At 61.9% G+C, this 11804-nt stretch carries 10 protein-coding genes and 1 pseudogene; 6 read left to right on the top strand and 5 right to left on the bottom strand.

Going from position 1 to position 11804, the window contains the following annotated elements:
- Nucleotides 1-53: 53 nt before the first annotated feature.
- Nucleotides 54-542 carry a PEP-CTERM sorting domain-containing protein gene (locus tag CD932_RS02010; RefSeq protein ID WP_094441179.1) on the top strand — a complete coding sequence of 163 codons (489 nt, stop codon included), beginning with the start codon at nt 54-56 and terminating at the stop codon, nt 540-542.
- Nucleotide 543: 1 nt separating this feature from the next.
- Here CD932_RS02010 and CD932_RS02005 read toward each other — a convergent pair whose 3' ends face one another.
- From CD932_RS02005 to CD932_RS01990, 4 genes are all read right to left on the bottom strand, one after another.
- On the bottom strand, nt 544-1527 hold the full coding sequence (locus CD932_RS02005) for an FHA domain-containing protein (protein ID WP_094441178.1): 984 nt from the start codon (nt 1525-1527) through the stop codon (nt 544-546).
- Complete coding sequence (locus tag CD932_RS02000; RefSeq protein ID WP_094441177.1) at nt 1524-2924, bottom strand: serine protease; 1401 nt, start codon at nt 2922-2924, stop codon at nt 1524-1526. Before CD932_RS02000 ends, CD932_RS02005 begins: the two co-directional genes overlap by 4 nt.
- Before the next feature lie 68 nt (nt 2925-2992).
- Nucleotides 2993-3646: a GTP cyclohydrolase II gene (gene ribA, locus CD932_RS01995; RefSeq protein WP_094441176.1), complete on the bottom strand. Its 654-nt coding sequence runs from the start codon at nt 3644-3646 to the stop codon at nt 2993-2995.
- Nucleotides 3647-3754: 108 nt separating this feature from the next.
- Complete coding sequence (locus CD932_RS01990) at nt 3755-4456, bottom strand: pirin family protein (protein WP_094441175.1); 702 nt, start codon at nt 4454-4456, stop codon at nt 3755-3757.
- Between the two features lie 174 nt (nt 4457-4630).
- Between CD932_RS01990 and CD932_RS01985 the strand changes: the two genes are divergently transcribed.
- From CD932_RS01985 to CD932_RS01975, 3 genes and pseudogenes are all read left to right on the top strand, one after another.
- A complete protein-coding gene (locus CD932_RS01985) occupies nt 4631-5569 on the top strand; it encodes a LysR substrate-binding domain-containing protein (RefSeq protein ID WP_094441174.1) in 939 nt (312 codons plus the stop codon).
- A 188-nt stretch (nt 5570-5757) separates the two neighbouring features.
- Nucleotides 5758-7914 (top strand): bifunctional diguanylate cyclase/phosphodiesterase, encoded by a 2157-nt coding sequence (locus CD932_RS01980; RefSeq protein WP_094443396.1) that lies wholly within the window; start codon nt 5758-5760, stop codon nt 7912-7914.
- A gap of 183 nt (nt 7915-8097) precedes the next feature.
- Nucleotides 8098-8460 (top strand): annotated as a pseudogene (locus CD932_RS01975) (glutaredoxin domain-containing protein); the annotation flags it as partial.
- 75 nt (nt 8461-8535) lie between these two features.
- Here the strand turns inward: CD932_RS01975 and CD932_RS01970 are convergent.
- Nucleotides 8536-8769, bottom strand: coding sequence for a DUF3820 family protein (locus tag CD932_RS01970; protein ID WP_094441172.1), 234 nt, complete (start codon nt 8767-8769; stop codon nt 8536-8538).
- A 253-nt stretch (nt 8770-9022) separates the two neighbouring features.
- Here CD932_RS01970 and CD932_RS01965 point away from each other — a divergent pair, with 253 nt between their 5' ends.
- The gene (locus CD932_RS01965; RefSeq protein WP_094441171.1) at nt 9023-11029 is read left to right on the top strand and encodes a PhoX family phosphatase; all 2007 of its coding nucleotides are present in this window, start codon (nt 9023-9025) and stop codon (nt 11027-11029) included.
- A gap of 436 nt (nt 11030-11465) precedes the next feature.
- Entirely contained in the window at nt 11466-11795 is a 330-nt protein-coding gene (locus CD932_RS01960) for a hypothetical protein (protein ID WP_094441170.1), read from the top strand.
- The last annotated feature ends 9 nt before the right edge of the window (nt 11796-11804 follow it).

Below are 11804 nucleotides of genomic sequence, written 5' to 3'. Positions count from 1 at the left end.
AACGCAGCGTGAATTCAGCTGAAGTGCTCCCATGCCTTTATTCCTGGATCATCATGAAAAACTTGTCTCAATGGGTCTTGTCCCTGATCGCTGTTGGTGTGTTTGCCCACGCGAACGCCAGCACCACTACCATCTCCACCGGCTACTTCGCTGCCGGCGCGCAAAAAAGCGCCGCTGCCTACAAGAGCGTGGTTGATGCCGCCGTCGCCAGGCCAACCGTGGGCTATGGCAGCAAGACCGTGGCCAGCTACAGCAGCGTCGACAACAGCAGCCTGTTCGGCAGCTCGAAAAATGTCGCGTTTCGTTCGACCATCGATTTTGGCGTGAGTGCCGCCCAGGCCGGCCCGCAAAGCTGCTGCGATGGCTTTCAGCAGGCGCAGTTCACGGCGGCTAACAGCAGCGTCGCCAGTGTCAGCGCCACCGATGGCCCGGTCCCGGTGTCGCCGGTAGCGGAACCATCGACCTACGTCATGCTGCTGGTCGGCCTGGGCCTGCTGGTCTTCACCACCGGCCAGAAGCAGCCGGACGTGTTCCGCGCCTGAGCTACTCTGCGCCGTCGTCCTCGCTGTCCTCGTCGCCGCCGCCACCTTTGCCGCGTTCGGCATCGACGCCTTTCTGCAGCGCCTGGGCATCCTTGAACAGGCTGTCCGTGCTGTGGTCAAGGCTGATGCGCAGCACGGGTGGGTACAGCACGGACATATACAGTTCATCGGACAGCCGGCCATTGAGTTGCAGGTTGCTCAGGAGAATCAACGTCGAGCCGATCATGGCCAGCACCGCGCCCACCAGCGCGAAGCGGCGCGGATGCTGGGGTTTGATGGTCCACAGGTGGAAGAAGATCATGGCGCAGACGATGACGATGAACATATGGCGTCCATAGCGCGTGAGCGACTCGAGCGACAGCGCATAGGCGACCATGCCGCTGGCCAGTTCCCACACCTCCATCGCCACCAGGCCGCAGCCGATAATGAACAGATGACGGCCGAAACGGGCCGTCTGGCCGAACAAACGGTTGGCCACGGCCCAGATCGCCGCCCAGACCAGGCCGCCACCCAGCGCATAGGCGATGATCATCAGATAGGAAATCGGCTCGAATTTTTCGGCGTCGCCGAGCCAGTTGGAAAAAACGGCGGACACGGCGATCATGGCCAGGCCCGACACGGCCGGGCGCAGGCCTTCCCAGTCATGCCTGGTGGTGTCGCTGCGTTCGGGCGCGACCTGCTGGTCGGCGCCGCGCACGCGCAGCAGGGTATGGCCCAGGCGCACCACGGTGTGGCCCTGCAGGGCCAGGGTGCTCTGGCGCTTGCCTTGGTGGATCACGCCGTTATGGCTGCCCAGGTCGCGCAGCAGCAGGCCGCCCGCGCCGTCGTCCTCGACGATGGCGTGTTCGGGCGCCGTATGCGCGTCGTCGAGAATGAAGTCGTTGCCATAGCCGCGGCCTATGCGGATCGGCAATGCGGCGATGCGCTGGCGCTGTTGCACCTCGCCATTGGCGGCCAGGATCTCGATGTAATAGGGCGCTCTCATGGCTTGCCCGCGAGTTTGTCTGATGGCGTGCGCGTCAGCGCGTCGAGGAAGGTGCGCGTCACGCGCAGGCCGTTGGCGTAGGATACGCCGCGCGCGTCGATGCGGCTTTGCAGGTTCATCAGTGGCTCATCGGTGCTGGCGGCCAGCAGGGCAAAATCATACAGGCCGGGAAATTTGCGGTAGGCGCGTACGCACAGGACGGCGCGCAGCGGCAAGGTGGCGTTCCTGACGAACTGTTCGGTGCAGTGCGGGCCCGTCAGGTGGACGCTCTTGTAGTTGCCGAAGCTTTCGTTCTTGAACGAGGTACTGGCCAGTTCGGCAAAGCGCAGGGCGCCCAGTTCGCTGCTGCGCAGGAACTCGTGGCGCATCGACACCTGCCCCGTTTGCAGGGCGCCGGAAATGAAGATCGCCGATTCCATCGCACAATTCGTATTGTCGATGGTATACGGCTTGTCGGCTTTCACGTTCGAGCGGCCCCAGCAGCGCATCTGTTCCGATTCGCGCACCGGCACCCGGTACGGACCCATGGCTTTCAGGCTCAGGGGCGTTGCCAGCAGTCGCCCCAGCATGGCGTCCTGGTGGGTCAGCAGTTGTGCGGTGACCAGCGGCTTGAAGTCTTTCGGCGGCTTGACCAGGCGCGCCGCCTGCTCCAGCAGTTCCTGGGCATAGCGGGCAGGCACCAGGAAGCTGACCAGTTCGCCATCGAGGCGTTTTGACACGTTAATGCCCGCCACGTCGCCGCTGGCCGTCACGCTGGGCCCGCCGCTCATGCCGGAATTGATGGGGCCGGTAAACATCAGCTGGTCGTAAAAGCTGCGCGTCACCACGCCGTTGTAGGCGCCTTCGGAAATGGCAAAGCCCAGGTCCAGCGGATTGCCCATCGAATACAGGTACTGGCCCTGCGTCAGGGTGGCCAGTTGCGCCGGCATCCTGAAAAAACCGGTGCCGTGGCGGTTCACGCGGATCACGGCCAGGTCGTGCAGCACGTCCACCGCCAGCAGTTCGACGTTGCCGCGCTGGCCGACCGTGTCCACCCATTCTCCGACATAGGTATCGGGGTCGAGCGCAAATTGCGACACCACGTGGTAATTGGTGACCACCAGGTCGCCCGTGCCGATCAGGAAGCCCGAACCGACCGACGATTGCGTGCGGCCATTTTTCAGCAGCACGCGTACTTGCAGGATATCGGCGCGCGCGGCGGTGTACAGCTTTTGCGCGGCCGAGGACGGCGGCGGCAGGGCCGCATGCTCGGTGGCGGCGGGCGCTGCCGTGGCGGGCGGCGGCTTGGCGGGGGACACTGGTGCGCCAGTAGCGGCAGGGGGCGTGACGGGCGCCGGGGCGGCGTGCGTGCCGGCGGACAGGCCGGCCAGCAACAAGGCAGTGTTAAATAATTTCATGCATCCTTAGGGCGTGAGGCAAGCGGGTCGCGCGCCAGGCGCCACGCGCCCGGCCCGCGCGGCGTGGCTTACAGGGCGCCGTCTTCGAGCGCCGGCGCTTCGGCCGGTGTCATCATGTGGCCAAGCTTGCTTTCCTTGGTGTTCAGGTAGTGCTGGTTGAAGGCGTTGCGGTTGACCAGCAGCGGCACCCGTTCGACCACCGTCACGCCCAGCGCTTCCATCGCCGCGATCTTGCGCGGATTATTGGTCATCAGGCGCAGGCTGCCGATGCCGAACTGCTCGAACATCGGTTTGCACAAGGTGTAGTTGCGCGCGTCGGCCTTGAAGCCCAGCTGCTCATTGGCCTGCACCGTGTCGGCGCCCGCTTCCTGCAGGCGGTAGGCGCGGATCTTGTTGATCAGGCCGATGCCGCGTCCTTCCTGGCGCAGATACAGCAGGATGCCGCGGCCTTCCTCGGCAATGCGTTTCAATGCGCCTTCCAGTTGCGCGCCGCAATCGCAGCGCTGCGAAAACAGCACGTCGCCCGTCAGGCATTCGGAATGCACGCGCGCCAGCACCGGCGCGCCGTCGCCGACATTGCCCAGCACCATGGCCAGGTGTTCCTTGCCGGTTGCGTGTTCGACAAAGGCGTGCAGGGTGAACTGGGCCCACGGCGTTGGCAGCGCACAGGAAGTCGTGTAATCCAATTCGCCTGTCGCCAGGATGTCCGCGCCGCTTTGCATGGTTGTGCTCATATAGGTAAGTGTCAAAAATAAAAGGCGCGCAGCACCACTGCGGTGCCGGCGCGCCTTGCCATCATACCAAAAAGCAGCAAAACGTTTTCCGCTGTCTTAGTAAGGCAGGTCGAACAGCAGCAATTCCGCATCTTCCGCCTGGGTAAAACTCACTTTGGCTTCCTGCGTCAATTTCAGCGCATCGCCGGCTTTCAAGGGCGTGCCGTTGACCACCAGGCTGCCGCGGATCAGGTGCACATACGCCGTGCGGCCGTCGTCGATGGCGTGTTCCAGCGCATCGCCTTCCTGCATGATGCTGGCGTAGAGCGAGGCGTTCTGGTGGATCAGCACCGAGCCCTGGCGGCCATCGGAAGAAGCAACCAGGCGCAGTTTGCCCTGTTTGCTGTCCGGTGCGAAGTGTTTCTCTTCGTAGCTGGGAGCGATGCCCGTCACGTTCGGCTGGATCCAGATCTGCAGGAAATGCAGGCCGTCCGTTTGCGAGTGGTTGAATTCGCTGTGACGCACGCCGCTGCCGGCGCTCATGCGCTGTACATCGCCATAGTGCAGGACCGAACCGGTGCCCATGCTGTCCTTGTGTTCGAGCGCGCCGTCGAGCACATACGAGATGATTTCCATGTCGCGGTGGCCGTGGGTGCCGAAGCCCTGGCCCGGCGTGACACGGTCTTCATTGATCACCAGCAAAGGACCAAAGCCCATGTGTTTCGGATCGTGGTAGCTGCCGAACGAGAAGCTGTGGTGGGAATTGAGCCAGCCATGGTTGGCGGCGCCGCGTTCTTCGCTATGACGGATTTGTAACATGGTAAGACTCCATTTCTTGATAAGTTAATGTGCGATAATTTCGAAGGGCCGTTGCCGCGCTTTGTCGGATTTGGCTGGCTGACTTCGTCTTTCGTGACGCGATGAAGCGAGTATAGGCCTGCCTGCGGAGAAAGAAAAACGGAAAGATTACCGTGCTATGATCGAAAAAATCGAATGCTAAGACTCAGCCTGGAAGCCCTGCAAATCGTCGACGCCATCGACCGCCGCGGCTCGTTCTCGTCGGCCGGCAAGGAGTTGCACAAAGTGCCGTCGACCATCTCGTATACCGTCGCCAAGCTCGAAGACGACCTGGGCGTGCAGGTATTCCAGCGCAACGGCCCGAAAGTGGTGCTGACGGCGGCCGGCCAGGAATTGCTGAAAGAAGGGCGCTATCTGCTGAAAGCCGCGCTGGACCTGGAGCATCGCGTGCGGCGCGTCGCTTCGGGCTGGGAGACGGAACTGGCGATCGGCCTCGATTCGGTGTTTTCGGCGCGGGCGCTGGCCGGCGATATCGCAGCCTTCTATGAGGTGGCGCAGCAGACGCGCTTGCGCCTGGTGCAGGAGACCCTGTCGGGGACCTGGGAGGCGCTGCTGGAACGCCGCGTCGATCTGCTGGTCGGCGCACCCGGCGACGGCCCGCCCGGCGGCGGCTATATCGCCCAGCCGCTGGGCATGCTCGACTTCGTGTTTGCGGTGGCGCCCACGCATCCACTGGCGCGCATCGACCGGCCCTTGACGCGCGGCGACCTGCAGCATCACCGCGCCGTGGTGGTGGCCGACTCGGCGCGCCAGCTGGCGCCGCGCACGGTGGGCTTGCTGCTGGGACAAGACGCCCTGACCGTACCCGGCATGCAAGTGAAATTCGATTACCAGGTGCTGGGCCTGGGGTTTGGCTTTTTGCCGGGGCCGTGCGCGCGGGCCGCCATCGCGCGCGGCCAGCTGGTGGAAAAGGCCGTGGAAGAGCCGAAGCCGGCCGAAACGTTCTACCTGGCCTGGCGGGTGGGCGAGGATGGCGCCGCCTTGCGCTGGTGGCTGGCGCGCATGCGCGAGCCGGAACTGTTCGCCCGCCTGACGCAATATCTGCCCGGTGCGTCGCCCTTGCCATCGGCTTGATCAAGGACAATCGTGTACCGCTTGCATCGTGTGGAACTGTAAAATGTTGACATGGGACAACAATTTCGGGTTACTATATTCGCAGCATTTTGCGCCAAACTCCAAGCCCGATCACGGGATTTTGATGATGACACTCCCTGCAGCGCCTACTTTATGCCTTCCCCTGTTTGCTGTCGTGCGGAGGCGCCGTGCTTGAGGCGCGGCTTGCGCAGTGTTTGCGCCTGAGCCATGAAGCGCAGCGGCAGGGCGGCTTGCAACTGGCCGAAACCCTGGCGCAGTTGCAGGGGGAGCTGGAACAATTGCGCGGCGCCAGCCGGCCCGTGCTGCGCCTGGCGCCGGCCGATGCCTTGCTTGAAATCGACCTGGACGGCTACCTGATCGGCTGGAACCATGGCGCCGACCAGATGTTCGGGTATGCCGAGTTCGAAGCGCTGGGCCAGCACATCCTGTTTCTGTATCCGCCCGACGAGGCGCAAGACACCCCATTGGAACTGCTGCCGGTGCAGCCGGACATCGCCGTCGATGTGCTGCGACGCAAGAAGTCGGGTGTGCTGACCTGGCTGCGCATGCAGCGCCACGCCATTTTCGACCAGTCCGGCAAGACGTGCGGCATGGCCGTGCGCCTGTCCATGCTGGCCGAGCCGTTGCCCGATATCGACAAGGTCAGGCTGCACGCGCGCATTATCGAAGACAGCGAGCAGGGCGTCTTGATTACCGACGCCGACGAGCGCATCGTGTCCGTCAACAGTTCCTTCAGCCGCATCACCGGGTATTCGCCGTTCGAGGCCATCGGCCGCACGCCGGACCTGCTGCGTTCGGGCGTGCACGACGCGGAATTCCGCGCCAAGGTGCGCGCCGCCATGCGCGGCCATGGTTCCTGGCGCGGCGAAATCATCGGCCGGCGCAAGAATGGCGAGCTGTTTCCGCAAGCCGTCACCATCAGCGTGGTGCGCAATGAGTTTGGCGAAGTGAGCCATGTGTTCTCGCTGTTTTCCGATATCTCGGTGCACAAGGACGCCGAGGCGCGCATGCAGCGCATGGCCAATTACGACAGCCTGACGGGCTTGCCCAACCGCTGCCTGCTCAATCAATTGGTGGTGCAGGGCCTGGCCGAAGCGAAGCGCCAGGAAACCCATGGCGCGCTGATGGTGATCGATATCAGCCGCATCGGCTCGATCAGCGACACCCTCGGCCACGAGGTGGGCGACCAGTTGGTGATCGCCATCGGCGCGCTGTTCCGCGGTGCGCTGCGCGACGCCGATATCCTGGCCCGTGTCGACAACAGCAAGTTCGTCGTTGCCCTGCTGCATATCGAAAAGCGCGAACACGCGGCCAATGTGGCGCAAAAGCTGCTGAACCTGCTCGACGCGCCGATCCGCATCGACAGCCACGCCTTGTACGTGGGCGCCAGCATCGGCATTACCGTGTATCCGGAAGACGGCATGGAAGCGCCGGCGCTGTTCCGCTTTGCCGACGTGGCCGTGGCGAAAGCGGCGCAGACCATCGAGCCGACCTTTTTGTTTTACCGCGAAGACATGAATCGCCGCGCCAAGGAGCATTTGCGCCTGGAAAGCGAAATGCGCCTGGCCCTGGGCGACCGGGAACTGGAACTGCATTACCAGCCGAAAGTGAGCTTGACCAGTGGCCAGATCGTCGGTGCGGAAGCCCTGCTGCGCTGGAAGCATCCGCTGCGCGGCATGGTCTCGCCCGGCGTCTTTATTCCTGTCGCCGAAGAAACCAGCTTGATCCTGGAACTGGGTACCTGGGTGCTCGATGAAGCCTGCCGGCAGATCCGCGCCTGGGAAGACCGCGGCTTGCAGATGCCGGTGATCGCCGTCAACCTGTCGGCGCGCCAGTTCGACGCCCACCTGCCGGCCAGGGTGGCAGCGGTGCTCGAGCGCTACGGTGTGCGGCCGGACCAGATCATGCTGGAAATTACCGAAAGCCTGTTGATGCGCGGCGCCGACAAGGTGATCGAGATCATGAACGAGCTGGTGGCGATGGGCCTGTCGCTGGCGCTGGACGACTTCGGCACCGGCTACTCCAGCCTGGCCTACCTGAAAAAATTTCCGATCAGCACTCTCAAAATCGACCGCGCTTTCGTGATCGGTTTGCCCTACGAGGAAAACGATTGCGCCATCGCGCGCGCCATCGTCACCATGGCGCAGCAGCTGCGCCAGGAGATCGTCGCCGAAGGCGTGGAAACGCCGGAGCAGATGCGTTTCCTGCGCAGCCTGGGCTGCGACCAGTTGCAGGGTTATCTGTTCAGCCCGGCGGTTACGGCCGTGGAATTCGAAACCATGCTCGGCGAGGGCCGGCACCTGATGCTGGAAGAGGTGATGTAGCGCGGCGCGCCGGCGCGCGCTGCACCGTCTTGCTGCGGGCGTAAACGCAGCCGGGGCCGGCAGTTGAAGAGAGTGCTGCTCAGTTCAGAATGCCGTACACCCGGTGCTTTTTTTCACCTTGCCGGGCTCGCCTTCATGGCACAATGCGCCATCCGCACCCCAGGTGCCTTCTTCAGGACTCCCATGACCCGTGCCATACTCGACGAAAGCCAGATCCATCCCGCCGCCCGCCCTTTGATCGGCGGCAAGCATGCCGATCTGGTACGCGAAGTGCAGGCCGCCATTGCCGCCAATCAAGTTGTGGTGGTTGGCATGGCGATCAATCCGTTTCCGCGCAAGGCGCGCAAGATCCTCGACGTGCTCGGCACGCCTTACCAGTATCTGCAATACGGCAGCTACTTCAATCAGTGGCATCGCCGCAACGCCCTGAAGATGTGGAGCGGCTGGCCGACTTTTCCGATGGTCTTCGTCAACGGCGTGCTGGTCGGTGGCGCCAGCGAGTTGCAGGCGCTGGTCACGTCCGGCGAGCTGTCGACCATGCTGGCAAAAAAGTGCGCCAGTTTTAAGCGCTCCGGCGCAATGTATGACCGACAGGCCTGGCCTGGTCCAGCTGAGTGGAGATCAGTCTTGCCGGCGCTTCCAGCCCGGCGGGCGTAGCGGATCGAGCAGGCCGCGCAGATCATTGTGGTCCAGCTCGTACATCAGCGCCAACAAACCGCCCAGTTCGCCCGAGGGGAAACCCTCGCGTGCGAACCAGCCCAGATAGTGGCCGGGCAGGTCGGCCAGCAGCCGTCCTTTATATTTCCCATAGGGCATTTCGCGCGTCAGCAGCAGCGCCAGTTTGTCTGCATTCATCAGATGATTCTAGCAGATCGCCTCATTGTTGAAATTGGCGCAAGTATCTTCGGCTTGGCCTGGTAGTCTTCCATATTCAATATCTCCATTGCCTTGCGGGCGCTGACCATCAGCGGGCCGTTTCTTTCCTGTTCAGCGCATGGCCGATGCCAGTACCTGGTCATCAAGCTGAAATATTCCTTGTTTATGATCTGGCATCGTCTTCAAAGCTGGTTTGTTCTACGATATTTATTTATAAAGAAAGAAACAAAAAATGTCGAATTGTGCTCCTGAGTCTACGCGTCGTCGCCTGTTGCAACTGTTTGCCGGCGCCCCCATGCTGCCATTGGCAGGCCTGACCGGTGTCAGCGCTTTCATGTCGGGTTGTGGCGGCAGCTCCGATACCATCGTGCCGCCGGCCACCACGCCAGGCACGGGTACCCCGGTCGTCACGTTTACCACCGCAGAATTTACCGGCATGGCTGCGCCAGCCGCGAGTTCCCCTGCCGCACTGGCCACCACCACGGTCGGCTCCAAACTCAAGGTCAATTTCAGCGATGGCAGCAGCAACAGCTATAACCTGGCTTACCAGCCTTTCTTCCTGACCGGCGACCGGGTGCCGGACGGCAAGGGCGGCACCGTAATCGCCGGCGGCTACGTCGACATCAAGAACCAGCCTATCATCGACGCGTCGGTGCCGGGCAAGGAGCGCCAGTTCTTCTCGGACTCGCCGGATGGCAGCTCGATGCTGACGGTGGCCAACGCCACGGTGACCGGCGTCAAGGGCAAGCCTGTGTTTGCCGTGGTGCAGTTTGAATACAACTCGCTGAACCAGGCTGGCGCCTCCACCTACGGCACGCTGCCGTCGCCGATCGCCGTGCTGACGCTGGACCAGGACCAGAGCACCGGCAAGCTCTCGCTGGTGAAATATCACAATGTCGATACCTCGTCCGTCAAAGGCCTGTGGATTACCTGCGGCGCCAGCCTGTCGCCATGGAACACCCATCTGTCGAGCGAAGAGTACGAACCCGACGCTTTTGACCAGGGCCTGGGCGGCCAGACCCTGGCCGTGCTCAAGGAGTTCAGCAAGAACGTCTTTGGCAATACCACCACCGCCAATCCATATGACTACGGCCACTTGCCGGAAGTGTCGGTCAACCCGGATGGCACCGGCAGCATCAAGAAACACTACTGCCTGGGCCGCTACTCGCGCGAACTGGTGCAGGTGATGCCAGACCAGCGCACCATCCTCGGCGGCGACGACTATACCAATGGCGGTCTGTTCATGTTCGTGGCCGACAAGGCCGCCGACCTGGCGGCAGGCGGTACCCTGTACGTCGCCAAATACACCACCCAGCTGACCGAAACCACCACCGGCAAGCTGCAATGGGTCAAGCTGGGCCATGCCACGCACGCCGAGATCAAGGCGCTGGTCGACGGTGGCATCAAGGCCACCGATATCATGGATTCGACGATGACCGATCCGTCCGACACCAGCTACACGAAGATCGTCCTGAACAAGAAAACCGCCTGGGTGCGCGTCAAGGCCGGCCAGGAAAAAGCCGCCGCCTTTCTTGAAACCCATCGCTACGCCGCCCTCAAGGGCGGCAGCATGGCCTTTACCAAGAACGAAGGCACGACGGTCAATGCCAAGGACAAGATTGCTTACTCGGCCTACGCCAACATCCAGGACTCGATGGTCGAAGGCGGCTCGGGCTATGTGGCCGGCCTCAATGTCAAATTCAAGAAGCTGGTGGCTGGCGCCGTGGTGTCGCACAAGCTTGCGGGTGGACAGAAGGACGATACCGGCGCGGCCATCGACAGCGAATGGGTGCCGAGCGAATCGAGCGTCCTGATCGCCGGTGAAGACATCGCGGCCGACGGCCTGGGCAACAGCGCCAATCCGGACAAGATCGCCAGCCCCGACAACTTGAAGTTCTCGGAAAAACTGCGCACATTGTTTATCGGCGAGGACAGCGGCAACCATCTGAACAATTTCTTGTGGGCGTATAACGTCGATACCAAAAAGCTGGACCGTTTGCTGTCCTGCCCGGCCGGTGCGGAATCGACGGGCTTGCATGCGGTCGACGAGATCAACGGCTGGACCTATGTCATGAGCAACTTCCAGCATCCGGGCGACGAGTGGAACCGCTTCCCGGCGTTGCCATCGGCGCTGAAGGACCAGCTCAACATCATGATCAACACCAACTACAACAACAAGTTCAGTGGCGCGGTCGGCTATCTGACGGCGGAGTTGACACAGGTGAAGCTGTCGAAATAACTTGCCGTATCTGATGCCGGCGTAAGCCGGCAGGAAAAGTAAAAGTGCCCGTCTTCGCAAGGAGGCGGGCACTTTTCTTTATATTCTTGCCCTGTTTTATCTTTGTCGGCGACGCGCACCATCTCTTCCGCAATTCTTATACACTTGTATTTCCGGGTAAATCCGAGGGGGGCAACGTCTTATTATTGTCATTCTGATCATTTGAGTGGTATTGTTGTAATTTTCATGATGGCCGATGAAAAAGATGCGCTCAACTCCATCGCCGCCCTGTCATTCGGCGCCACTCCTTCCAGTGTGTTAAATGCTAAAAACTCTCCAGGCAGGTCGTGCGCTTGCCGCTTTGTCAGTCGCCGCATTTCACCTGTCGATCACCATGGGGCAGCAGCGATACGGCGGCAATCCTGTCTTCAGCGAGTACACTCCTTACCTGTAGAATTTGAGTTCCATTGTCTTTGCCGTCGGCTTTGCCCTGCTGCTGGCGGGGGTGACCAAGCTGGAAACGGCTGCTTATGTGAACATTCCCGCATTCCTCTGTCTGGTTGGCGACGCGTCCTATACGATTTATCTGGTACACCTGGCGCTCGAAGGCGTGCTGTTAAAACTGTCAATGAAGATGCGCCTTGACGAATTTGCCGGTGCTGGCGCGACCTATATCCTTGTTCTCGCAGGAACCATCGCACTTGGCTGCGTCGCCTATTTGTTGATTGAACGGCCCTTGTTGGCCAGGCTTCGCAGGCGCCGTGTGGCCGGCCCCGTATTTTCCTGAACCGGCCGT

It is taken from the genome of Janthinobacterium sp. PC23-8, assembly GCF_002250505.1.
In the GTDB taxonomy this organism is placed as follows: Bacteria; Pseudomonadota; Gammaproteobacteria; order Burkholderiales; family Burkholderiaceae_D; genus Janthinobacterium.
This window is presented reverse-complemented; position numbering and strand designations above follow the sequence as displayed.

Coding starts and splice junctions, on each gene's coding strand:
- CD932_RS02010 (WP_094441179.1), top strand. CDS start 54: ATGAAAAACTTGTCTCAATGGGTCTTGTCCCTGATCGCTGTTGGTGTG.
- CD932_RS02005 (WP_094441178.1), bottom strand. CDS start 1,527: ATGAGAGCGCCCTATTACATCGAGATCCTGGCCGCCAATGGCGAGGTG.
- CD932_RS02000 (WP_094441177.1), bottom strand. CDS start 2,924: ATGAAATTATTTAACACTGCCTTGTTGCTGGCCGGCCTGTCCGCCGGC.
- ribA (WP_094441176.1), bottom strand. CDS start 3,646: ATGCAAAGCGGCGCGGACATCCTGGCGACAGGCGAATTGGATTACACG.
- CD932_RS01990 (WP_094441175.1), bottom strand. CDS start 4,456: ATGTTACAAATCCGTCATAGCGAAGAACGCGGCGCCGCCAACCATGGC.
- CD932_RS01985 (WP_094441174.1), top strand. CDS start 4,631: ATGCTAAGACTCAGCCTGGAAGCCCTGCAAATCGTCGACGCCATCGAC.
- CD932_RS01970 (WP_094441172.1), bottom strand. CDS start 8,769: ATGAATGCAGACAAACTGGCGCTGCTGCTGACGCGCGAAATGCCCTAT.
- CD932_RS01965 (WP_094441171.1), top strand. CDS start 9,023: ATGTCGAATTGTGCTCCTGAGTCTACGCGTCGTCGCCTGTTGCAACTG.